The organism is Streptomyces sp. NC-S4 (assembly GCF_054353315.1).
Genome location: NZ_CM135937.1, coordinates 107,673 through 131,663, shown reverse-complemented (window position 1 = coordinate 131,663; position 23,991 = coordinate 107,673). Strand labels below are relative to the sequence as shown.

General features: G+C 73.3%; 16 protein-coding genes. 9 read left to right on the top strand and 7 right to left on the bottom strand.

Annotation, left to right across the window (positions count from 1 at the left end; genetic code table 11):
• The first annotated feature begins 99 nt into the window (after positions 1 to 99).
• From ACXNSR_RS00695 to ACXNSR_RS00680, 4 genes are read left to right on the top strand one after another with little or no spacing between them, the layout of a single operon-like run.
• Positions 100 to 3,282 carry a non-ribosomal peptide synthetase gene (locus tag ACXNSR_RS00695; RefSeq protein WP_458640161.1) on the top strand — a complete coding sequence of 1,061 codons (3,183 nt, stop codon included), beginning with the start codon at positions 100 to 102 and terminating at the stop codon, positions 3,280 to 3,282.
• Positions 3,282 to 5,192 (top strand): non-ribosomal peptide synthetase, encoded by a 1,911-nt coding sequence (locus ACXNSR_RS00690; RefSeq protein WP_458640160.1) that lies wholly within the window; start codon positions 3,282 to 3,284, stop codon positions 5,190 to 5,192. Before ACXNSR_RS00695 ends, ACXNSR_RS00690 begins: the two co-directional genes overlap by 1 nt.
• A 1-nt stretch (position 5,193) precedes the next feature.
• Positions 5,194 to 7,068, top strand: a complete 1,875-nt coding sequence (locus ACXNSR_RS00685; RefSeq protein WP_458640159.1) for an amino acid adenylation domain-containing protein — start codon at positions 5,194 to 5,196, stop codon at positions 7,066 to 7,068.
• On the top strand, positions 7,058 to 10,015 hold the full coding sequence (locus ACXNSR_RS00680) for a condensation domain-containing protein (protein ID WP_458640158.1): 2,958 nt from the start codon (positions 7,058 to 7,060) through the stop codon (positions 10,013 to 10,015). The genes ACXNSR_RS00685 and ACXNSR_RS00680 overlap by 11 nt, the downstream gene beginning before the upstream one ends.
• A gap of 62 nt (positions 10,016 to 10,077) precedes the next feature.
• Here ACXNSR_RS00680 and ACXNSR_RS00675 read toward each other — a convergent pair whose 3' ends face one another.
• Positions 10,078 to 11,178, bottom strand: coding sequence for an alpha/beta hydrolase (locus tag ACXNSR_RS00675; RefSeq protein ID WP_458640157.1), 1,101 nt, complete (start codon positions 11,176 to 11,178; stop codon positions 10,078 to 10,080).
• A 228-nt stretch (positions 11,179 to 11,406) separates the two neighbouring features.
• On the opposite strand from ACXNSR_RS00675, the gene ACXNSR_RS00670 reads away from it, so the two are divergent.
• Complete coding sequence (locus ACXNSR_RS00670) at positions 11,407 to 11,997, top strand: hypothetical protein (protein WP_458640156.1); 591 nt, start codon at positions 11,407 to 11,409, stop codon at positions 11,995 to 11,997.
• Positions 11,994 to 14,213 (top strand): M48 family metalloprotease, encoded by a 2,220-nt coding sequence (locus ACXNSR_RS00665; protein ID WP_458640155.1) that lies wholly within the window; start codon positions 11,994 to 11,996, stop codon positions 14,211 to 14,213. Before ACXNSR_RS00670 ends, ACXNSR_RS00665 begins: the two co-directional genes overlap by 4 nt.
• 171 nt (positions 14,214 to 14,384) lie before the next feature.
• Here the strand turns inward: ACXNSR_RS00665 and ACXNSR_RS00660 are convergent, their stop codons facing one another.
• Positions 14,385 to 14,642: a hypothetical protein gene (locus ACXNSR_RS00660; RefSeq protein ID WP_458640154.1), complete on the bottom strand. Its 258-nt coding sequence runs from the start codon at positions 14,640 to 14,642 to the stop codon at positions 14,385 to 14,387.
• Between the two features lie 318 nt (positions 14,643 to 14,960).
• Positions 14,961 to 15,851, bottom strand: coding sequence for a hypothetical protein (locus ACXNSR_RS00655; protein ID WP_458640153.1), 891 nt, complete (start codon positions 15,849 to 15,851; stop codon positions 14,961 to 14,963).
• A gap of 831 nt (positions 15,852 to 16,682) precedes the next feature.
• Between ACXNSR_RS00655 and ACXNSR_RS00650 the strand changes: the two genes are divergently transcribed.
• The gene (locus ACXNSR_RS00650) at positions 16,683 to 17,015 is read left to right on the top strand and encodes a hypothetical protein (protein WP_458640152.1); all 333 of its coding nucleotides are present in this window, start codon (positions 16,683 to 16,685) and stop codon (positions 17,013 to 17,015) included.
• A 754-nt stretch (positions 17,016 to 17,769) separates the two neighbouring features.
• Here ACXNSR_RS00650 and ACXNSR_RS00645 read toward each other — a convergent pair.
• Entirely contained in the window at positions 17,770 to 19,044 is a 1,275-nt protein-coding gene (locus ACXNSR_RS00645; RefSeq protein ID WP_458640151.1) for a PucR family transcriptional regulator, read from the bottom strand.
• Between the two features lie 244 nt (positions 19,045 to 19,288).
• Between ACXNSR_RS00645 and ACXNSR_RS00640 the strand changes: the two genes are divergently transcribed.
• Positions 19,289 to 20,632: a lipase family protein gene (locus ACXNSR_RS00640; protein WP_458640150.1), complete on the top strand. Its 1,344-nt coding sequence runs from the start codon at positions 19,289 to 19,291 to the stop codon at positions 20,630 to 20,632.
• Between the two features lie 35 nt (positions 20,633 to 20,667).
• On the opposite strand, the gene ACXNSR_RS00635 is transcribed toward ACXNSR_RS00640, so the two are convergent.
• Both ACXNSR_RS00635 and ACXNSR_RS00630 read right to left on the bottom strand, forming a co-directional pair.
• Complete coding sequence (locus tag ACXNSR_RS00635; protein ID WP_458643516.1) at positions 20,668 to 21,342, bottom strand: formylglycine-generating enzyme family protein; 675 nt, start codon at positions 21,340 to 21,342, stop codon at positions 20,668 to 20,670.
• Positions 21,342 to 22,076: a 4'-phosphopantetheinyl transferase family protein gene (locus ACXNSR_RS00630; RefSeq protein WP_458640149.1), complete on the bottom strand. Its 735-nt coding sequence runs from the start codon at positions 22,074 to 22,076 to the stop codon at positions 21,342 to 21,344. The genes ACXNSR_RS00635 and ACXNSR_RS00630 overlap by 1 nt, the downstream gene beginning before the upstream one ends.
• A gap of 84 nt (positions 22,077 to 22,160) precedes the next feature.
• On the opposite strand from ACXNSR_RS00630, the gene ACXNSR_RS00625 reads away from it, so the two are divergent.
• Complete coding sequence (locus tag ACXNSR_RS00625) at positions 22,161 to 23,360, top strand: hypothetical protein (protein WP_458640148.1); 1,200 nt, start codon at positions 22,161 to 22,163, stop codon at positions 23,358 to 23,360.
• Positions 23,361 to 23,417: 57 nt separating this feature from the next.
• Here the strand turns inward: ACXNSR_RS00625 and ACXNSR_RS00620 are convergent, their stop codons facing one another.
• On the bottom strand, positions 23,418 to 23,990 hold the full coding sequence (locus tag ACXNSR_RS00620; RefSeq protein ID WP_458640147.1) for an NADPH-dependent FMN reductase: 573 nt from the start codon (positions 23,988 to 23,990) through the stop codon (positions 23,418 to 23,420).
• Position 23,991: the final 1 nt, after the last annotated feature.

The window sequence follows — 23,991 nt, the reverse complement described above, 5'->3', positions numbered from 1 at the left end:
TGAAAAGCGGCCCCGCGCGACCCGCGGAGCCGCCCGCACGACCACCGGACACGACCGTGACCGGCACGGAGACCGACCCGACAACCTCAGGGATCGCCCATGCTTCCCCTCTCCTCCTCGCAGGAGATCGTCTGGCTGCACGAGCAGATGCAGCCCGGCAGTCGCGCCTACAACTTCACCGCCTCGCTCGACCTGTGGGGCACACTCGACACCGCGGCGCTGCGCCGCGGCCTCGACGCCACCCTGGCACGCCACCCCGGCCTGCGGCTCGAACTCGTCGCCACCACCGGATCCGTACCGGCGCAGCGGGTCGCGCGGCAGTGTGCGCCGAGGCTGCGCACGGTCGACCTCGCCACCGAGGAGGACCCCGAGGCGGCCTTCGCCCGTCTCCTGCGCACCGAGGCCGAGACACCCCTCGACACCTTCGAGGCACCGCTCATCCGCTGGACGCTCGTGCGACTGGCCGAGCGCCACCACCGGCTGATCCACGTCGAGCACCACCTGATCCACGACGGCCACTCCTTCGCGATCCTGCTCGACGACGTCTTCCGCGTCTACCGGGCCCACGTCCTCGGCGAAACCCTGGAGCTCCCGCCCGCCTCCTCGTACGCCGACCACGTCCAGGAGCGGGCCGAGGCCGCGTACGCCCCCGAATCGCTCGACTTCTGGCGGGCCGAACTGCGCGACCAGCAGCACGACCTGCCGCTGCCCGGCCTGACCCGCCCCGGTGCCCGCCGCAAGCACCACGGCGGACAGCTGCGCCAGACGATCGGCGCCGATCTCGCCGAACGCCTGCGCGCGCACGCCCGCGAACGCGGTCTCACCCCTTTCTCCACGCTCCTCGGACTCTTCGCCGAGCTCCTGCGCCGGCACAGCGGCCGCTCCCGGATGGTCATCGGCACCGCCGTCGGCAACCGCCCCCTCGGCTACGAGGACGCCGTGGGCATGTTCGTCAACACCATCCCGCTGCCGCTCGCCCTGGACGGTGCCGCCCCCGCCCAGGACACCATGGACGAGGTCACCGACACCCTCATCCGGGCCCTGCCGCACCAGGACGTACCCGTCCAGGAGCTGACCCGGGCGCTCGGCATGCACACCTCCGGCGCCGACAACCCGCTCTTCTCCGTCATGTTCAGCGCCCACGACGCGCCGCTGCCCGAGATCGACGTGCCCGGCCTCGACATCACCCTCTTCGAGGGCTTCAACACCGGCACCACCCGCTTCGACCTCGACGTGGTCCTGCTCCCGGACGACCGGCGCGGCGTCACCCCGCGCCACGGCTCGCCCGGGATGACCCTGGTCTGGGACTACGACATGGACCTCTTCGGCGAGGACGTCGCCCGGCTCGTCTCCGGCCGCTTCCTGGACCTGCTGCGCGCCTATCTCGACAGCCCCGCGACGCCGCTGGCCGACCTGGTCCCGACCGTCGCGGAGCCGGCCGCCGAGGCCCCGCCCGTCCCGGACGACCGCGATCCGCTGGACCCGGTGGCCGCGCACCACCCGTCACTGCCGGCCCTGCTGTGCGGCGCCCGCCGCCTCACCTACGGCGAACTCGACGAACGCGTCGGCTCGCTCGCCGAGCGCCTGAAGACCGCCGGCGTGACGCCCGGCCGGCCGGTGGCCGCGGTCCTGCCCAGGGGGACCGACTCGGTCGTCGCCCTGCTCGCCTGCCTGCGGACCGGCGCCGTCTACTGCCCGCTGTCCCCGTCCGACCCGCCGGCCCGGCTCGCCCTGCTGCTGGAACGGCTCGCCCCGGCGCTCGTCCTCACCGGTGACGGCACCCCGGCCCTGCCGGAAGCGCTGCCGGCCGCCCGGATCGACGCCCCGGTACTGCCGACCGCGCACGGGACCGCCGAACTCCCCGGCGCCGCGTACGTCATCCACACCTCCGGCTCCACCGGGACGCCCAAGCCGGTCGCCGTCGGCCACGCGGCGCTCGTGCACCATCTGACGGCGGCCGCCGAGCGGTTCGGCCTCACCACCTCGGACCGGGTCCTGATGTTCGCCCAGCCGTCCTTCGACGTGGCGCTCGAGGAGGTGCTGCCGACCCTGCACGCCGGTGCGTGCCTGGTCCTGCCCGAGCACGAGGTGCCCACGGGCGCCGAGCTCGCGGAACTGCTGGCGTCCGCCCGGGTCACCGTCGCCAACCTGCCCACCAGCTACTTCCTCGCCACCCGCGAGGACCTGCGGCCCGTACTGCGTGACGAGAGCTGGGCGCCGAGGCTCCTGGTCCTCGGTGGCGAGCGCCTTCCCGTGGAGGCCCTGCGCGGCGTTCTCGCCGACACCGACGCCACCGTGCTCAACGCGTACGGCGTCACGGAGGCGGCCATCAGCTCGACCGTCCACGAGATCTCCCGCGACGCCCTCGCCGAGGGCACCGAGATCCCCCTGGGCACCGAACTCCCCGGCGAGCGGGTCCACGTCCTGGACGCCCACCACCGGCCGCTGCCGTCCGGCGCGGTCGGTGAACTCGCCGTCGCCGGACCCGGTCTCGCCCAGGGCTACGCGGGCAACGCGGAGGCGACGGCCGCCCGGTTCGTCACCGTCGACCCACTCGACGGACAGCGCGTCTACCTCACCGGCGACCTCGGCTACCGCGGCCTGGACGGTCTGCTGTACTTCCTCGGGCGGCGCGACCACCAGATCAAACTGCGCGGTCACCGCATCGAGCTGGAGGAGATCGAGGCAGCCGCGTCCGCGGTGCTGGGCGGCCGGTCCTGCGCCGTCGTACTGGACCGGGAGGGCCCGGGCAGCCCCCGGCTCGTCGGCTTCCTCGAAGACGGAGCCGACGGCGCGGCCTTCGACGAGAAGGCCCTGCACGCCGAGCTGAGCCGCCGCCTGCCCGGCCCCCTCGTGCCCGCCCGGTGGGCACGGCTGGACAGCATGCCGACCCTCGCCGGCGGCAAGCCCGACCGAACGGCACTGTCCCGCCGGGCGGCGGCGCTCGACCCCGACGACACCGCGACGCCCGCGCCCGGAGCCGGCTCCGAGGCCGGGCCGACGGCCGAGACCACCACCGTGTCAGGCCTGTCCGCCGTGTCGGACGATCCGATGACGGCTCTGCTCACCGAAGGCTGGCGCACGGTCCTCGGCCACAGCCGCTTCGACGCCCGCTCCCACTTCTTCCACAGCGGGGGCCACTCCCTGCTGGCCGCCGAGCTGGCCGCCTGGCTGGAGCCCCGGCTGGGCACGCGCCCGCCGCTGAAGGTGCTCTTCCGCAACCCGGTGCTCGCCGACCAGGCCGAGGCCCTCGCCACCACCACCCTCTCCACGGAGTCGTGATGATCCAGTCCCCGACCGCAGCCGCCGGTCCCGCCGCGCCCCTCGATGCCGCATCCGCGCCGAGCGTCGCCCACGGCCCCGCCGCCGAACCGACCGGTGTGCTCGCCCGCTTCGAGGACTGGGCCCGGCACACCCCGCAGGCCACGGCGGTGATCGACCGCGCCCAGACCTGGACGTACCAGGACCTCGACGCGGCGGCCGCGCTGGTCGCCGCCGATCTGGCCGATCGCGTCCGGCCCGGAGACCTGGTCGGCGTCTGCCTCGACCGGTCCACCGCCCTGGTGGTGACCGCCGTCGCGCTCGCCCGCCTCGGCGCCGTCTACCTGCCGCTCGGCCCCCGCCCCGGCGAGCGCCGCATCCAGGCCGTCACCGAGGACCTCGACGTCGCCTGCCTCATCGGCGACCCCGATGTCCTGCCCGGGGAACACCGCGGCGGGGAGCACGTCCTGCTGCCGCTGCCCACCGAAGGCGTCAACGCCCCCGCCACCGCGGTGGCGGCCTTCGCCGAATCCGTCCGAGGCACCCGGCGCGCGCCCGAAGGCGCCCTGTACGCCGTCCTCACCTCCGGTTCCACCGGCCGCCCCAAGGCCGTCGCCGTGGCCGAGTCCTCGCTGTCCGTCGCCCTCGACTGGTACCGGGACGAGACCGGCCTCGCACCGGGCGACCGCCAGTCCCTGCTCATCGGTGTCGCGTTCGACCCGCACCTGCTCGAACTGTGGGCCGCCCTGACCTCCGGTGCCGCCCTCGTCCCGGCCCCCGACGACACCCGCTGGGACTCGCACGTGCTCACCGAATGGTGGCGCGACGCCGGCCTCACCCACGCCGTGGCGGCCACCCCCACCGTCGAACCGCTCCTGGACCGGCCCTGGCCGCAGGACCTGAAACTGCGACACCTCGTCGTCGGCGGCGACCGCATGCGCCGCCGCCCCGGCTCCGACGTCACCACGACCGTCCACAACGCCTACGGCCCCGCCGAAGCCACCGTCGTCACCACCACCCACACCATGCGCGGAACCGACCCCGAGGCCGGTGACCCGACCCCGCCGCCCATCGGCACCGCACTGCCGGGGATCACCCTCGTCGTCACGGACGGCGAAGGCCGCCCCGTCGCCCGCGGGCAGGAGGGCGAACTGCGCGTCGGCGGCCACTGCCTGGCACTGGGCTACCTCGACCCCGAACTCACCGCACGCCGGTTCACCCCGCCCCCGCCGGAGGCGGCGCTGCCGACGATCGACCGCCTCTACCGCACCGGCGACCGGGTGCGCATGAACGCCGACGGCAGCCTGGACTTCCTCGGCCGCCTCGACGACCAGGTGAAGATCAGCGGCGTACGGATCGAACCGGCCGAGGTGGAAACCGCCTTCGAGCAGGACCCCCGCGTGCGCGCCGCCGTCGTCACCGTGCTGCGCGACAGCTCCGGCCACGGCCGCCTCGTCGCCCACGTACGCCCCGCCGACGGCGCCGAACCCACGCCGGCGGACCTCCTCGACGCGGTCCGCTCGTGGCTCCCCGAGCAGGCCGTCCCCACCGCCGTACGGATCGTCGACGGCTTCCCGCTCGACGCCAACGGCAAGGTGGACCGGCCCGCCCTGGCGGCCCGGGCCCAGGACCCGTCGCCCGCCGGTCCCCGGCCCGCCACCACGGACGACCTCGCCGCCGACACCGCCACCGAATCCGAGCGGCTGGTGCTGACCACCGTGCGCGACCTCCTCGGCCGGCCCGGCATCGGCCTCGACGACCACTTCAGCGACGCCGGCGGCACCTCCGTCGTCGCCGCCCGGCTGCTGGCAACAGTCGAACGCGAGACCGGAGTGCGCCTGCGCGCCCCCGAGCTGCTGCGCAGCACCGACCTGCGGGCCTTCGCCGCCCTCCTCGACCAGCGCCGGACCCCGCGCCCGGAAGGAGCCTGACATGACCACCACCATCCCGCAGCCCGCCGACCCGGCGCACGACGCCCCCGTACCGTCGCGGGCACCCGGCACCGCCCTGCCGGCACTCGTCGCGCGGCACGCCGAACTCACCCCCGACGCCCTCGCCGTCGTGGACGGCGACACCACCCTCACCTACGGCCGGCTCCTCCGGGCGGGCCACGCCCTCGCGGCGCACCTGCGCGCACACGACGTGGCCCGCGGCGACCGGGTGGCGCTCCTGACGGCACGGTCGTCCCGCACGGTCGTGGCGCAGCTCGGGCTGTGGCTGGCGGGAGCCGTGTGCGTGCCGCTCGACCCGGCCCAGCCCCGCCCGCGCACCGAGGCGATGATCGCCGACGCCGAGGTGACGCTCACCGTCGGCGACGCGAAGCTGCTGGACGTGGCCGCGCTCCCCGGCCCCGCCCTCGCCCTGCCCGAGGAGCCGCTCACGACCGGTCGGCCGGTCGACGAGTCCGACCCGGACAGCCCGGCCTTCATCATGTTCACCTCCGGATCCACCGGCCGCCCCAAGGGCGTCCTCGTGCCGCACCGGGCCATCGCCGAGCTGGTCACTGCACCCGACTACGTCACCCTCACCGGCCGCGACCGCGTGCTGTTCCACTCACCCATGACCTTCGACGCCTCCACGTTCGAAGTCTGGGGCGCGCTCGCGAACGGCGCCGCGGTCGTCGTCTGCACCGAGCAGCGGCCCTCACTGGAAGACCTGGCCCGGCACGTCGAACGACACGGCGTGACCGTGGCGTTCTTCACCACGGCCCTCTTCCACCAGCTCGCCGCACGCCGCTCCCGCGTCTTCGCCCAGCTCCGCTCGGTCGTCGTGGGCGGCGAGGCGATGGCCGCCGCACCGGCCCGCGAGGTGCTCACCGCCTTCCCCTGGCTGGAGCTCGTCAACGGCTACGGGCCGACCGAGACGACCACCTTCGCCACCGCCCACCGGGTCACCGCGCAGGACTGCGAGGGGCCGATACCGATCGGCACGCCCATATCCGGGGCCACCGCCCACGTCCTGGACGCCGACGGCCACCCCGTCGCCGACGGCGACCGCGGCGAACTGTGGATCGGCGGCAGCAGGCTCGCCCACGGGTACACGGGCCTGCCCGCACTCACCGCCGAACGGTTCGTCGAGCATTCCGCCGCCGCCCACGGCCGGCTCTACCGCACTGGCGACATCGTCTCCCTGCGGCCCGACGGCATCCTCCAGTTCCACGGCCGCAACGACGACCAGGTGAAGGTCCGCGGCTTCCGCATCGAACCGGCCGAGGTCGAACACGCCCTCCGCGAGCAGCCGGACGTGGACGACGCCGCCGTCACCGTCGACGGCGCCGGCACCCCCGAGGCGCGCCTCGTCGCGTTCGTCGTCGCCGCCCCCGGCCCCGTACCGCCCGGCGCGGTGCTGCGCGAGCGGCTCACCGCGTTCCTGCCGGCCCACCTGGTTCCGGACACGGTCACCGTGCTGGACCGGCTTCCCCTCACCCCGGCCAGCAAGGTCGACCGGCGCGCCCTCACCGCACGCGCGGCCGCCTCGCACACCGAAGCCGCCGGACACCGGCCCGCCGACGAGCCGACGGCGGCGCCCATGACACCGCTGGAACAGGCCGTGGCCGAGGTGTGGAGCCAGGCACTGGGCACCGAGGTCACCCGCGCCGCCGACGAGTTCCTGCTGCTCGGCGGCCATTCCCTCCTCGCCCTCGCCGTCACCGACGACCTCCGCGAGGAACTCGGCGTGGAACTCTCCCTCGCCGAGTTCTTCGCCGCCCCGACCGTCGCCGCCCAGGCAGCGCTGGTCGAACGCGCCCTCCTCGCCGCCCACGCGGACCTCCACCCCGAGACCCCGGAGCACAGCGATGTCCACTGACACCGACTCCGAGCCCCGCGGCAGCCGGCAGCAGCTCCAGGAGGAGCTGCTGCGCCGGGCCCGCGCCGGCACCGCCCAGCGCACGACGGCCCGAACCGAGCCCACCGCCGGTGCGAACGCCGGCCAGGACGGCCACGCACCGCGGACCGGACGCGTTCCCCTCTCCCGCGCCCAGCGCCGCATGTGGCTGATGGAGCGGCTCGGCGGCGCGGGGGACTCGTACCACGTACCGTTCGCCACCCGTGTGCGCGGTCCCTTCGACGTGGCCGCGTTCGCCACGGCCCTCACCCGGCTGGTGGCCCGGCACGCCATTCTCCGCACCCGCTACACGGAGCACGCGGGCGAGCCCTGCCAGGAGGTGCTCCCGACACCGCGGACGGTCCCCGTGCACGTCGTCGACACCGACCCGACGGACGCCGCGGAGCTGCTGCGGCGCGAGGCGGGCCGGCCGTTCGACCTCGCGGCCGGCGACGCCGTACGCGCGACCGTCCTGCGCCACGGCCCCCAGGACCACACCGTGCTGCTGACGTTCCACCACATCGCCGTGGACGCCGCCTCACTGGAGACCGTGGCCACCGAACTCGCCGTGCTCTACACGGCGGCCACCGACGGCACGAGCCGGCACCCGCTCGCCGCGCCGCCGCAGTACGCCGACCACGCGCGCCGCGAGCACGAGGACCTGCCCGGCTTCGAGGCGGAACTGGACCGCTGGAGCGCCCTGCTGGCCGATGCCGTCCCACCGAGCCTGCCCCGGCCGGCCGCTCCGTCCGCAGCGGCGCGTCCCGGAGCCGCGCACACCGTGCCACTCGCACCAGGGGTGCCCGAGGCCCTGCGCGCGCTGGGCGCACAGCGCCGGGCCACGCTCTTCGCGGTCTCCCTCACCGCGGCCTTCGCCGCACTGCACCGCCTCACCGGCGACGACGACCTCGTCATCGGCGTGGCGGGCACCCACCGCAGCGGAACCGCGATGCGCGGCCTCGTCGGCCTGTGCGTCAACACCCTGCCCGTACGGGTGGACGTCTCCGGCGACCCCTCCTTCGCCGAACTGCTGCGCCGCGTGGGCGACGCGCTCCTCGAGGCCCAGCGTCACCGGCACATCCCCTTCGACCTGGTCCTCGAACGCCTCGGCGCCGGGGCCCGCGGCGCCGACGGCACCGCACTGGTCCGCGTCACCTCCGACATCCTCGGCGAGCCGACGGTGCTCCGGCTGCCCGGTACGTCGGCCGAGTACGTCGACATCCCGTCCGACGGCGCGAAGTTCACCCTGTCCTACGGCCTGGTGCCGGGCGACGGCGCACCGCCCCGGGCGCTCGTCCAGTACGACCCGAACACGCTGGACGACACCGTGGCACGAGCGGCCGTACGGGACTACGCGGCCCTGCTCGACGCGGTCGCGGCCGACCCGGAACTCACCCTGAGCGAGCTGCCCCTCCCCGAGCCGGACGAGGCCTGCGACCCCCGTGACGGCGCCGACCCGCAGGGCGACGGCCACCCGGCGGCGCAGGCCCTGCGCGCCCACCCCGGCGTCGCCGACGCCACGGTGGTCCGGCCCGAACAGGGCCCGCCCGTGGCCTACGCCGTCCTGCGCGACAGCGCCGGCCCGTCCGGCCACGACCTGCTGGGCCTGCTGCGCCGGTCCCTCGCGCCCGAGGCCGTGCCCGCCACGGTCACGCTGCTCGACGAGCTGCCGCGCTCGGCCGCCGGCCCGCTCGACCACGCCCGGCTGCCCGGTCCGCCCACGCAGAACGCCCCGGCCGGCCCGGCCGGCCCCCGGGCCCGGGCGGTCGAGGAGACGTTCACCGCCGTACTCGGTGTCGCCCCGTCGCCGGACGACGACTTCTTCGCCCTCGGCGGCCACTCCCTGAAAGCCGTACAGCTCGCCGAACGGCTGCGCACCGACCTCGGACTGCCGCTCACCGGCCTCGACGTGCTCCAGGCCCGTACGCCCCGGGCGCTCACCGCGCTCCTCGACGAACGGGCGGCACAGCAGAGCGCCGCGAAGGCCGCGAGCAGGCCGGCCCCCCGCTCCCGGGACATCCGCCCGGGCACGGTGCTCGTCACCGGCGCCACGGGCGGCGTGGGCGCGTACGTCGTACGTGAACTCGCCGCCCGGGGGCGCCCCGTGCTGGCCCTGGCCCGGCCCGAGTCCGCCCATCTGATCGCCACCGAGGGCGTCGACGTCATCGAGGGCGACCTCACCGACCTCGCCGGACTGCGGGACGCCGTCGCACAGGCCGACGCGGTCGTCCACGCCGCCTGCACCTTCACCCGGCACGACGTGGACCTCGCGGCGATGGAGGCGATGGTCGGCGCCTGGCGGCGCGGACCGTTCGTCTTCGTCAGCAGCGTCGACGCCTACGGGTACCCCGCGGCGGACCGGGTCGCCGAGGAGGCGCCGCCCCACGAGCCCGTCAGCCCGTACGGGAGGACCAAGCTCGACTGCGAGGCCATGGTGCTGGGCGCCGCGGGGACCGAGGGCCGCGGGGGCGCGAGCGCCGTGCGCTCCCCGCTCGTCTGGGGCGCGCACGACCGGCTGCGCGAACAGCTGCGCTGGGGTGCCATCGGCACGCTCTACCAGGCCGCCCGCCAGGGCCGGCCGATCGAACTGCCGCGTCCCGGCACCGGCGGACACGACTGGTACGGAGCCGCCTGGGTGCACGCGGCCGCCCTGGCCCGCGCGGTGACCGAGTGCCTCGACCGGCCCGTGCACGGAGTCGCCAACGCGTGCAGCGGCCACGTCTCCTGGCACGACCTGGCCCGGGACCTCACGGAACTGCTCGGCACCCGGCCCGCCTTCCGCGAGACCGGGACGGTCCCGCGCGACCTGGACCACCGCTGGCACTACGACAGCGCCCGCCTGGCCCGTCCGCTGCGCGCCCGCCCGGGAGAGGACCGGCGGACCGTACTGGCAGAGATGATCGGCGCCGTGCCACCCGGGCACGCCTGACCCACGGCCCGCGCCCGGAGCCCCCAGGGGCTCCGGGCGCGGCGACCCGTTGTCTCTCGCCCCTACTGCGGCTTCGGGCCCTTCATCAGCTTGCTGAGCTGTTCCAGGGCGCCTTCCCGCATGCCCCGCACGTAGTCCCATCCGTTGTGGTCACCGCCCTGGATCTCGTGGATCGTGACCTTGATCGGGCCCTTGCCGAACTGCTGCTGGAACTTCTCCATCCGGTCGCGGCCGCCCTCCTTGGTGCCGTACTGGAAGAGGACGTTCACCTCGGGGCCGTTGGCGCTGATCACCTTGGGGGCGAGCTTCTCGGGGTTGTTCGCGTCCATCTCGGCCTGGTGGCCCTTCCAGAGCGGGGAGTCCGGGACGATCTCGCCGCCGTTCGCGATGACGGCCCGGAAGCGGTCCGGCTTCTGCAGGAGCTGCTTGAGGCCCACGAAGGCGCCGGAGGAGTTGCCCATGAAAGCCCAGCCGTCACGGGACTTGTACGTACGGAAATTGGCCCGGGCGAGGTCGGGGACGTCCTCGCCGATCCAGGTGCCCATCTTGGCCTGGCCGGGTATGTCGGAGCCGTCGTAGTAGTACTTGGCGTCCGGGTTGAGGATCGGCATGACCACGATGAACGGGAGGCTCTTGCCGGCCGCGGCGCCCTCGGCGATGGCCTTGTGGAGGCCCAGCTTCGGCATGGTCGCCCAGTAGTTGTCGGCGTTCCCGTTGCCTCCGGGCAGCGCGATCATGACGGGGAAGGCACTCTTCGCGTACTCCGGGCGGTCGTACTCCTTGGGCGTCCACACCCAGACGCTGCCGTCGAAACCGGACTTGGCGCCCTTCACCCGGGCCTTGGATATGCGGGTGCCGTCGTCCAGCTTGACCGTCTGCTTGAAGTCGGTGAAAGGACCGGTGGGGAGGGAGACGTCCGGGTCCGCGCTCGGCGCGGCGGCCTGCTTCCCGCCGCCGGTCTCCCCGCCCTTGTCCTTGGCGCCGTCCGCACCGGCAGCGGGTTTCCCGTAGCTGACGGACTCCCCGTTCCCGTCGAACCAGTCCGTCTTCCAGTGGATCACCCCGGCGCCGGCGCCGGCGAGCAGGGCCACCGCCACCGCGGACGTGATCCACACCTTCTTGCGGGATCGCCTGGGCTGCTGCGTCTGCGGGTACTCGTGCACGAACTTCGCTCCGAACAGGGCGGCTGCCCTCGGACGGGCAGAACGGGTAGGTCCGTCTGTTTGGATGTTTTCCCGACCTGAAGGGTTGCAAAAATGCATAAAAAATGTCGTTTAGTTTTCAAATGTGAGAGCCTGCGCCACAGGTCATGACCGCTGCGGCATTCCCAACTACGCTGGCGGAATCGCGCCGCACGGGCATACCCGCCCCGGCGTCCTTGGGGGAGGACCATGCCCACACTCTTCGGGCGCGGCCGGGCCGCGTCCGCCGTTCCCGTACCAGGCCCCGACCACCCCGAGCCCTACGGCCGGAAGAGCCTGGAGCGCGCCGGCCGTGCCGTGTTCGCCGCCCTGCCCGCCCAGGTCACAGGAGACCGTGAATTCGGCGAACTGCTAGCGGAGTTCGACGCGGACCCGCAGAGGCTGGCCACCCGACGGCGAGGCCCGGCGGTCGGCACGGGAATCTCCGTCGCGGACCTGACCATGTACGTGCTGCCCGCCGTGGCCTGGGTGCTCGGCGTGGTGGGCGAGCGGGTGACCGGCCGCGCGGCCGACGCGCTCTCCGAAGCCGCCCGCGGCAAGGCCGCCGCCCTGCTGGGCCGCCTGCGGCAGCGGGGGGCCGAGCCGCCCGAGGAGCCGGCTCCGGCTCAGGCGGTGGAGCCACGGACGACCTGGTCCGCGGACGAGCGGGCGGCCTTCGTCACCGCTTTCCAGATCGTCTTCGTCCAGCGGCTCGGACTCGAAGCGGATCCGGCGGCAGCCCTCGCCGAGGCCATCGCCACCGCACTCGACGATCCGCCCCGGGCGGGAGCGGGCTCTTGACAGAGCTCGACCGTCCGGCCCCGGTGGAGGCCGCCGAGGCCGGTCAGACCCTCACGGCGGCCCGGCCGACCGCTCCCGGCACGCGGGCACCACGCCTCTTACGGTCCCCGACGGGAAGCCGGTACGTCCTGCTCGTCGGCGTCCTGCTGCTGGCCGGGGCGTTCGCCGGGCAGATCGTCCACAACCAGTTCTTCGGGACCTCGTGGGCCGAGCAGCAGAACGACTGCTCCATCGAGGCCGGGCGCCGATACCCCGGTGACGCCCTGGCCGGCGGGCTCTGGCAGATGCGGTGTGCACAGCCCGCCGCCCGGCGGATGACCGCGGTCTCCCTGTCGGGCTCGGCAGCGGTGCTCCTCGTCGGCGCCGGCGGCCTGTGGGTACTGCCCCGACGGGCGCTGCGACGCGCGGGCCCCCTGAAGACCGCCCCGGGGAAAGCGGTGGCGTGGGCGGACCAGGAGGCCGACGACATGAGGCTCCGCAGCCGGCCCCGGATCGTCGAAGCGGCCGACGGCTGGGAAGAGCCGTTCACCGCGGGCCCGCCCGGCGCGCCCGTCGTCGTGCTGCCGGCCGGCATCGATGCCCTGGCCCCCGAAACGGCCAGGGCGATCATCCGGCACGAGTTCGCCCATGTGGCCGCCGCAGACGTACGCCTGGTGTGGCTGGCCCGCAGCACGCTGGTGGCGACAGCGGTGGTCCTCGCCGTGCCCGTCATCGGTTTCGCCCTGGAGATGCTGAGGAAGGGCGTGGACCTGTGGGACGCCCTCGCCCAGCCGATGTGGGTCGGGTACGCGGGACGCTCCCTGCTGCTCCTGGCCGCCGTCTTCACGGTCTCCCAGATGGTGCTGCGCTCGCGCGAGCACGAGGCCGACATCCTGTCGGTCTCCGGCCGCTCCCGCGCCGGCCTCATCGGCATGCTGGCCGGTGCCGACCGCACCCGGCGGATCAGAAGTTCCTGCCTGGGGTGGTGGAAGGCGCCGGACGGGCCGCGCTCCGTACTGGCGAACCACCCCTCTCCCGCACGGCGGATGGAAGTGCTCCGACCACCCCAACCGCACCTGGGGGCGGCCTGGCCGGACGCGGCGGTCACCGGGCTGCTCGGTGCGCTGGCCCTCGACCCGGTCGGCCGGCTCGCGGCGACGGCGCTTCCGGGAACCCCCCTGGCCCCGTACGTCACCCTGGCTCCCGCGATCCTGGTCGGCGTGCTCATGGCCGCGGTCTGGGGTACGCAGATGTGGCAGGACGCCATGCGGGACCCGGGGACCTTCCCCCTGCCCGCCCGCGCTCTCGCCGCCCTCGGGGTGGGGACCGCACTGGGTTGGCTCGGGCGCTTCGAGGACATCGCCTCGCCCCCCGCCTGGAACGCGGTGGCGATCGTGCCGGCGGCCGTGTGCGTCGCGGCGGTCCTGAGCGCGGTACTGGCTCGCGCGTACGCCTCCGCCGTGCGGCCGGGCCACGACCGGGCCCGGTCCCGAAGCCCGTTCGTGGTGGCCCTGGCGGTCAACGCGGCACTTTTCACCGGTGTACTGCGGACCGCGCAGGAACTCGCGCTGTACACCTCGCGTCTGCCTCACATCTCCTGGGCCTGGCTCACGCTTCCCGGGATCCACTCGCCGCACAGCGGCTCCGACGCGGTCGTGGTGGGCCTCCTGGCACTGCTCGCGCTGGGGTGGTGCCTGCGCGGCGCCTCGATCGCCCGCACGACGGGAACCGGTTCCGCGGCGCAGGCGGTCTGGGGGCTCGCCCTGCCGTCCGTGGTGGCCCTGGCCGCGGCGGCCGGCACGCTCGCCGCCCGCTGGGCGATCCGGCACGACCAGGCGCGGGCGGGCTTCGTCCCGACGCTGCAGTACGACCGGATGGTTGCGGCGGTCGCGGGGCTGGTGTGCCTCCTGGCGCTGTGCTCGGTACGGGGAAGGGCGGGGCTCCGGACCGCCCTGTGGGCGGCTCCGCTCACGACCGTGCTCACCACCGGGACCCTGTGGACCGTTCGCATGCAGTCCCTGACACCCGGCCAGGCCATCGTGCACGTCGGCTACTTCGCCGATCCGCTCGCACAACTGGCCGTCCTGGGAGGCCTGGTGGTGATCCCGCTCGCCCTGCTCCCGGCCCGGGACCCCGCTCCCGCAGCCCGGATCCTCGTACCGTGCCTCGGGGCCTTCGGGGCCGCCGTGCTCACAGCCGGCCTCGTCCGTACCGACATCATCATGTTCCACCTCTGACGACCCGGCCCGGGGCGAGGGCCGCCGGCGCACCGACCGTCCTGGTCGGGGCGCCGGCGCGGGCGGATCGGGCCGGTCAGTCCCAGCGGTCCAGGGGCCCACGGCGAGTTCGCTCGGCAGACCCGAACGCGGGGATGTCGTGCGGTCGGCCCGAGGGGGCTGTCTGCCGGCTCACCGTTGGAAATGCAGGGCGTCGGCGCCCGCCGTGATGACTTCGGCGAGCCGGTTGGCGAAAGCCGCGTTGCATCCCCCGAGACGCACGAAACCATGGCTGGCCACAGGCCCGTCGTTGCACAGGGAGGGAAGGGTCAGGCCGGCGAGCGCGAGCGCGGCCTGGAGGTTGGTGACCGCGTCCGCGCCGTCCTGGTAGGCGGCGTCCTGACGCCGCTTGTACTCCATCCGCTCGGCGTGACTCAGTTCGTACACCATGGTTCTTGCCCTTCATCGCAATGGGAGAGGAGAGGCCGCGCGGCGCCGAACGACACGTCGCTCGGATGCGCCGGGGCAGCCGGATGCCCTGGGCCCGTCGAACAGGCCCGGACCTGGGCAGGGACCGTCGGATCGAGTCTTCGTACGGCCCGTGACTATCGGTTTCGATCTTCGTTTCAAAGGTGCAGGCGAGCACTCTTGTGACGCGTGGGAAGGAACGGGTTGACCAGGACGTTGGCGGCTGTCACTGCCTCCGCTCTTCGCGGTCGCCCGGCACGGCACGCCTGCGCGGGAGACACCACCGCACGGGTACGACCGTCATGCGCCGTATTCGAACCTGCGGCCGCTGGAGGGAGAGCGGTCCGTTCTTCCGTCTGCCGCGGAGTAGCCGGGACGGACACCGTCCGGCCCGGTGCGGGGCGCGGCCGGCTGCCCGGTCCCCAGGACGGAGGTCGACGGGTTCCGGTGTCGTGGTGCGGCCTGGCGGGGCGGTCGCGTGAGCGTGATCTGACGGACCAACTGCTGGAAGCAGGCCAGAGCCGCGACGGCGGGGAGCGCGGACGAGGTCTCGGCGGCGAGCGTCCTGGGTGCCTGGGCCACGCACAGGAGCGTTGCCAGGGTGGAGAACAGCAGAACGATCGACCAGGAATGAACCGCGCGGCGCTGGTGCAGCGCGGACCGGAGGATGGACAGGGAAGCGACGATCCAGGGCCCGTAGATCAGCAGCGGCCACCAGCTCACCACATCGCGGGCCGTATGGGGCCCGGCGCTGTGGCGCAGGGCGTCACAGATGGCCATCCCGCTGAGGACGCTCACCACGGCGGCGATGACGGCGACCAGCAGGGCGGTGAACAGGCTGCCCGTTTGCAGCAGGGTCGCCACCGGCTTCCGCGACGTGTTCCGCCGGTGCCCGCTGGAGGTTCGTCTGGGCGGCCGCTCGGCAGTGGTCTGCTTCAGCCCCGCCACGAGGCCGATGGTGCTGACCGTGTCGCCGGTGCCGTCGTAGCCGACGCGGGTGAAGGGCTCCGGCTGCCCGGGTGCGGGGCTCTCCTGGAGCAGGCTCGCGAGCTCTTCCACCGGATCCCATGCCAGGTGCGCCTCATCGGACCTGCCCAGCGGTTCCCCGTGTTCCGGCAGACGCCAGGACATGGTGGTGGCCGGCTGGGGATGGAGGCCGTTGACGTCCGGGTATCCGTACGGCTCATGCACGGGAACTGCCGACCGAGCGCTCGCCGACGGTCGTGGACGGTGCTGCGCTTCCTGACCGCCGGTCGAACTCGACCTGGATCATGCTCATCGTACGGAGGAAGTCCTCGAGGACCGAGGACGAGTAACTCAGATCGATTTCCAGGCCCTCGTCCTCCAGCGTCGCGTTCCCGCTCGCGCTGCAGCCGGTTGATCCTGGAGTGAAAGTCCACTTTCCGATCCGGGTTGTCCCGGTGTGAAAACCACCTCCCCCTTCGTCTTCTTCTGGAGGCCTGCGGAAGAAGAAGGGGGGCTTTGCTGTTGTCATATTCCATAAACGCTGTCGATGTTGGTCAGGGTATGCGCCATCCGGGTGATCGTGGCGGATGGATAAGTGTCGGTCCTGCCGTTCGCCGATTCCCGCAACGCGACAAGAGCTCGGTGGCCGCGTTCTGGCGGGCTGTCAATCCGCAGCTCAGGCAGGCGATGAGGGCCGGATCGACGCGGGCCCGCGCGGGCTGTGGACGGGTGACGGGCGTCCGCTGAAGGCGCCCCTTCCGCATGACCGAAGGTGTCGGCGCATGGCACCGGCTCACCATATTTTCATTCCTCCATGCCGCTTTCCCGTTGCCGGACGGAGATGCGCCGCGCCTGCGCACGCCGATCGGCGGCCGCCGCTGACACCCCGGCTGATCATCAGTAGAACGGCTGAGATGCCAAGGCCGACAGATTGCTGCGCATGGCTGCAATCGGCGTGTGGGGCGCAACTCTGCATATGCCTCTGCGTTATGCCGGGCGATCGACGGGGACGGGATCGTGTGCCCCTTCGAGCTTCAGCCTTCGAAAGGATCAGTTGTGGGACACCTCTTCCTGTGGATCGTGCTGCTCTCCGCCGCACTGGGTACAGGTTGCACCGCGTTCGCGTCATCGGGGACCGGCCGTCTGTGGCGCGTGGACGCCATTGAGCTGAGGCGTCAACAGCGCTTCGAGCACGTCCTGTCCTGCCATGTGGACGCCATCCGGCTGGCTCGCGGGCAAGCCGCGGCACGTGTCGAGAGGTCCGCGGGCATCCCGGCCCACGCGGGCGCGGAGCCGCTCCAGGTCGCCCACGAGCCGTACTGGCCCCTGTGCACCCCGGCAGGCCTGGTGATGCCGACGGCCGGCGACGAGGGCCCCGGCTCGCGGTAGGCGTTGGATGCTACCGCCCCATGGCGATACGCCGACGGTCTCCGGCGGAATACCTTGCAATTCCTTGCATCCGGCAGGGCGTGTACCTGACCGAAAGTGCGGCCGTTGGCGTCGAATCCCTTAAAAACCCCGGCAATCCGCACATTGTCGATCGCGTAAAAACCCCGGCAATTCGTACATTGCTGGATCTGGTGCCATGGCGCCCCGTCTTTAACTTCCGACGTGCGTGTAATTCCCGTTCGACGCACCTCCGTACTAGGTGTCGACGTAAAGGGCGGGAAATACCTAAAACAAAAAGCGTATGATCCATCTATTTCTGTTCCGTGCGACCGAGGAGTAACTGATTTTGTGAAGGGACACGGGCAAGGCCCCTGTGGCGACTTATCGGCTCGAGGTTCATGGCCGGCCGTGCGACGCCGTGTCCGCCGGGCGTCGACGCGGCTGGCGAGAACGGTCCGGGCCGCGCTGATGCGCGTGACACGCCGTCTCGCCGAAGCGGTTACGGCCGGCTCGAGCACTCCGCCCGGCGAGAGGCGGGGATCGATCCAGGTGCTCCAGGACGAATACCGGGCGGGCTTCCCCCTGCCCCTGCCCCCGCCTCGCCGGGCGAGCACCACGAACGACCCCCACGCATGCACGTTGTGCCGGTCCCTCGGGACCCCCGACCCTCCCGCCGGTCCCGGCCCCGAGGGCTGAACGGAGGGTCTGCCGGTCGAACGGTGCCGTCCCGGCCCGGAGCCGGGGGCGAGGCCCGTCAGGCCGGGTCGGGCCTGCCCTGCCGTACCGCGTCGTGGGCTGCCAGCGCCGCGCGCAGCGTCAGCGCGTCGGCGCCACGGGCAGCGTCCAGTCCGGTGAACTCGCCCGCCTTGCGCAGGCGGTAGTCGACCGTGTTCGGGTGGACCTGGAGCCGGGCGGCGGCCCGGCGCCGGTCGAGGCCGCACGCGAGGAAGGCGCGTAACGTGACGAGCAGTTCCGGGCGCGCGTCGAGCGGGGCGAGCAGTGCGGCGAGCCCGTCCCGGGCCGGGCCGGGACGGCTCAGCTGGTATTCGAGCAGCACGTCGTCGAGGAGGTATACGCCGGGCCCCCGGCCGGACGCCTCCGCCACTTCGAGTACCTCGCCGGCCAGCCGGGCGGCCGCGGCGACGCCTTCCGGCGCCGCCGTCGCCGCCGCGGCCAACAGCTCGGCGCCGCACACCCGGCCGAGCTGTTCGACCAGCCGGGAGACCCGGTCCCGGTCGGCACCGACGAGACCGGTCGGCGGCGTCTCGTACGGGACCAGTACCAGCCCGCCGTCCCCGGACAGCACGGACAGCGGGACCCCCCTCGTCTGGCGCTGGAGTTCATTGCGCAGCCGCCGGAGTTTGCGGCGCGCGGCGACCGAATGGTTCACACCGGGCACCAACTCGTCCGGATGCGGTCCCACCGCGATGCTCAGCACCAGGTAGCAGGGCGGCAGACGGATGCCCGCGCGGTCTGCTGCGGCCTGCGGGCTGCCGCCCTCCAGCAGCCGGGACAGCAGCGACTGCAGGGCGACCTGCTCGTCGCTGAGCGCCGTCTGCCGCTCCTGTACGTACCCGGCCGCGACCTCGCAGCTCACCAGCCGCAAAAACGCCAGCAGTTGGCGCTGCACCAGCAGTACGTCGCCCAGGTCACCCGGGTCGGCCGTCGAGAAGACCTGCGTGGCGCACTCCTCCGCGCCCAGGTGGTAGGCGCCGACCACGGCCTCCAGCGGCACACCCTCGTCGGCGCGCCGGGCCGAGGACTCGCGGATCGCCGCCGCCTCGGCCTGCCCGGGCATCTCTCCGGTGTTCAGGACGGCGGCGAAGCTTCGTATACCGCGGGTCACCTGCTTGGCGATGTCACCGCCGAGGTGTTCCGCGGACAGCGTTCCGTAGACGGGCAGCCGCTCGACGAGCCGGACCATCACCGCGCGTTCCAGCGCCCCGGCGGCGTCCTGCAGCCGCTTGTGCACCGGCACGCCGCCGAACTGCGGCACCGGGTCCCGACCCACCGCGTTGGATCCGGTCACAATCCACCTCGCACATCTCTGTTCCCCGCCCCGGAGACGCGGCCGCGAACCGGCTCGATGATGTTTCCGGGACATCACCTACTGGTTGGTAACACGACTGGCGGGTGAATGGCCAGATGCGGCGGACCCGGCCGTGTCACTCACCGCAATCCCCTGCCGGGGGCCGCCCGCCCCGGCCTGACGCGCCGATGCACACGACCTCGTGCCGGCGCGTCAGTCCCCCCACGCAGAAAACGAGGAACACATGTCCAAGGCAGCCGTCCGCCTGATCGCCGTCGCCGTCGTCACCGCGGCGGCCATGACCGCCGCGCCGGCGGCCACCGCCGCCCCGTCCGCGCCCGCGGCGGCGACGGCCACGACGAGCGACCCGTTCTACACCTATGGCGGCAGCGCCCCCCTGTCGGCGTTCGCACCGGGCACCGTACTGAAGACCCGGACGCTGCAGTACCACCTCGTCGGCATCCCCACACCCCTCAAAGCGGTCCAACTGCTCTACCGCACCACCGACGCCCAGGGCAGGCCGGCCGCCAACGTGACCACGGTGGTGCGCAGCCCGACCGGCGACCGCAGCAAGGCGGTGTCCTACCAGTCGTTCTACGACTCCCTCAGCCCGGAGGACGGCCCGTCCCGTGCGATCGCCGGCAACCTCACCCTCGGCGGCCTCATCCCGAACGTCGAGGCGGTCTTCCTGGCGCCCCTGCTGACGCAGGGCTACGACGTCGTCATCCCGGACACCGAGGGACAGCAGGCGAACTTCGCCGCCGGACCGGAATACGGGACGAACACGCTGGACTCGATCCGCGCCGCGACCCGGTCGGCACAGACCGGACTGACCTCCGACACCGCGTTCGGCCTCATGGGCTACTCCGGCGGCGCCATCGCGACCAACTGGGCCGCCGCGCTCGCGCCGAGCTACGCGCCGGACGTCCAGCGCAAGCTGGTCGGCTACGCCGAGGGCGGCCTGCTCGTGGACCCGGCCCACAACCTGAAGTACGTGGACGGGTCACTGGCGTGGTCGGGCGTCATCCCCATGGCGGTCATCGGGGTCTCCCGCTCCTACGGCATCGATCTCAAGTCCTATCTCAACGGCTACGGCCTGGAGGTGTACAAGGAGCTGGAGCACGGCTCCATCGTCGACGCCATCGGCCGCTACCCCGGGCTGACCTGGAAGAAGATGGCGAAGTCGCAGTACGCCGACCCCAACTCGATCCCCGCGTTCGTGGAGGCGATGAACAGGATCAACCTCGGTTCGGCGCCCACCCCCGCCAGCCCCGGATTCATCGCGCAGGGCGACGCGGGCGTTCTGGAGGGGACCTTCGGCAACCGCCCGGGAATCGGGACGGGCGACGGCGTCATGGTCGCCGGGGACGTACGGGCACTCGCCCGGCAGTACTGCGCCACCGGCAACTCCGCCGTCAAGTACAGCCAGTACGAGCTGCTCAGCCACGTGGGCGCGACCGTCGCCTGGGCACCCGTCGCGCTGGGCTGGCTGGGCGACCGCTTCTCGGGCAGGCCGGCCCCGTCCGACTGCGGCCGCATCCCCGCCGGCAATTCGCTGGCGCCCGAGGTGCCGTCGTCGCACTCCTGACGTCCGTACCGGGCCCGGACCGGGGTGACGGCCGGTCAGGGCCGCAGGGAGCGGGCGAGGCGCAGCCCCACGTCCTCGATCCGCAGGGTCGGGTGGCTGCGCCGGCGTACGGAGGCGCGGCAGCTCCAGTGCTCGTCGAACCAGCCGCCGCCGCGCAGCACCCGGTACGAGCCGTACACCTCGGGGTCGTAGAGGTCCCAGCACCACTCCCAGACGTTGCCGAGCATGTCGTACAGGCCCCACGCGTTGGGACGGCGGCCGCCGACCTCGTGCATCCGTTCCCGGGAGTTCCCGCGGTGCCAGGCGACGTCGTCCAGGGGCCCGTAGCGGGGGCCGGTGGTGCCGGCCCGGCAGGCGTGTTCCCATTCGGCCTCGGTCGGCAGCCGGTAGCCGTCCGCGTCCGGGTCCCACTCGATGTGACCCTCCTCGCCGTCCGCCGTGTCGGCCGTGCCCGGGAGGCGGTAGGCGGGGGTCAGCCCTTCCTGCCGGGACAGGGCGTTGCAGTACCGGACCGCGTCCCACCACGACACGCTGTGCGCCGGCAGCCGCCTGCCGTCCTGCGCGCCGTCGGGGTGCGTTGCGGCCACCCGCGCGTGGTCGGCCCGGGTGAGGGGGTACGCCGCGAGGAGGTACGGGGCCACCTCGACCGTCCAGCTGCGCTCGGTACGGCGGTCCGAGAGGGTGACGTGTCCGCCCGGCACGGTGATCATCATGCCCGGTCCCCCCGCCCCTGGTCCTGTTCGTACTGGTCGGCGACCGCGAGGGCGGCGGCGTAGCCCGCGGGAGCGGGCAGGTCGGTGACGATCCAGCCCGCCACGGGTGCCGGGGCGGGGGAGGAGCCGACGTACGGTTCGGCCAGACCCAGGGCGAGTCCGGTGCCGGCCGCCTTCAGGCAGGCCTCCTTGCGGCACCACACGCGGGCGAGGGCGCCGGGGCGCAGCGGCGGCGCGAGGGCGGTCAGTTCGGCGGTCTCCGCCGGGTGCAGGGAGTCCAGCACGTCGGCGACCGCGTCCGCACCCGGGGTTTCCTCGACGTCCACCCCGACCGGAACGGCCGCCAGGGCGAGGTAGGCCAGGTCGCCGCTGTGGGAGAGGGAGAAGTGGATTCCGCCGCCGGCGACGGCGGGACGGCCGTGGGGGCCGCCGCAGCACGGGCAGTCCTCCCGCACCAGGGCGACCTCCCGCGGGTCGAGGCCGAGACGGGCGCCGAGCAGGACGCGCAGGCCCAGGTGCGAGGCGAGGTAGCGGTGGCGGTGGCCGGGCAGCACCAGCCGTGCGGCCTTCTCGCGCTCACCGGCGTCCAGGACGGCGTCCGTGTCCTGGACGCGGTACCCGCCGAGCGTGTCCGCGGTGGTGTCCAGGGACCACACCGAGACGGCCGTGCCCGCGGGCGGCGGCCCGATCCGCGGTGCGCCGGGGCCGAGTTGGTTCACGTACTCGATCATCCGACCGAGGGTAGACCAGGTTCCCGGTGGTCGGTGGTCGGTGGTCGGTGGTCGCGGTGTCGGCGGGGTCGGTACGGTCTGTCCATGTACTTGATCGGTCCGGGGCAGCAGCGGGGTCATGTCCTTCTCGTGGCGGGGGATGCGGCGGTGTCCCGCCGGGCGGTGCATCTTGCCCCCAGCGCGAACGTCGCGGCCCTCGGGATGGTGCCGGCTTCGGTGTTGCTGGGGAGCGAACTGCCCACCGACATGGTGTGTCTGGACGGGGTGTGCGATCCGAACACGGTGCTCGTGCGGCTTCGTGCGGCGGCGGTGACCCCGGGTCCCTTGTTCGTCTACCTCTCGGGTCGGCTCACGGCCGACCGGCGCGGCCGCGGGCTGTTTCTGGCTCTGGCGGGGACGGCACGGGCGGCCGTGCGCTACACGGCCGTGCCCTGGGACTGGGTGGTCGGTGAGCTGCGGGCACGTCCTGCCGGGTCGACGAGGGTGCTCGTCGACCTGGTGGCGGACCGGGAGGCGTGGTCGGCGCTGGGGGAGCGGGGCGGACTGCCCGGCCTGCCGGACGGGGTGGTGTTGTACGGAGTGGTGTCCCCGCCCGGCTTCGCGACGGGCAGCGGCACGGTCAGCGGCTACACACGGCACTGGATCGAGCAGCTGCGCCGCGGTCCGGTCCGGCCGACCGATGTGCAGCTGCACGCCCTGGCGGCGGGGGCCGCGGGCCTGCCGCCGGGTGCGCTGGTCCTGCCGACCGCCCGCGAGCTGGACATGCGTTCCGGTCCGCAGCAGGAGCATCCGGGCCGGCCGGCCGCTCCACCCGCCGACGGGGCGCCGAGTGCGGTGGCGGGCGGGGACCCGCGGCCGCACATCCACGCACTGGCGACCGGGGGCCGTCATGCGGAGGCGGCCGCGCTGGCCGGGGCCTGGGAGGAGCACGTCCGGCACGCGTACGGGTTCTCCTCCCCGGAGGCGGTCCAGTGGGTGGAGATCCGTGCGGATCTGGCCCGGATGGCGGGTGACTTCCCGCTGGCGACGCGGCTGTGGCTGCGGGCCTGCCGGATCCGGCTCACCGGTCAGGGCACGGCTGCTCCCGAGGTCCACGCCGCGGCGGCCGGGGCGCTGTACTGCTGGTCCCAGGTCAGGGACCGGGCCTCGGCGGTGGAGTCGGGGCCCGAACTGCTCGCTCTGCTGGAGGCCCTGCCCGCCCCGGACCCCCGTCATCTGCGGCTGGCGCAGGCACGTCTGGAATCCCTGCGCGGCCCGGGGCTGCCGCGTGCCGTTCCCACCTGAACCGGACACCCGGACACCCGGCCGGGGGAGAGAGTGGCAGGCCCGGTCCGCGGTTCGTCAGACGGTCTCGCTCAATGCCTCGTCGTGCCGGCGTGCGGTGCGCAGGGCGTTGCCCCACCAGTGGAGGTCGTCGAGGAGGACTGTTGCGGCCCGCACGGCGGTGTCGTTGTCGTGGGGCGTACCGGTTTCGTCGAAGGGGAACTGGTGGAAGCTGACGGTTTCGCGAAGCGTGGTGGCGTGGAGCTCGGCGAAGACGGGGCGGAGCTGCTCGACGGCGCGCAGGCCGCCGGACAGGCCGCCGTAGGACACGAATCCGACCGGCTTGCGCCGCCAGACGTGTCCGGCGATGTCGATGGCCTGTTTCAGGGAGGCGGGGAACGAGTGGTTGTACTCGGGGGTGAGAACCACGTAGGCGTCCGCCCCGGCGAGGCGTTCGACGAACGCGCGGCCGCGGGGTGACAGTTCGGTGGTCCAGTGGGCTGGCAGGTCGGCATCCGCGAGGTCGGCGACGGTGAGTTCGACGTCGCCGCGGGCGGCGGCGACGGTTTCGAACCAGCGGGCGACGGTCGGGCCGAACCGGCCTTCCCGGGTGCTGCCGACGACGAGTGCGATACGCAGTGGAGTGGTCATG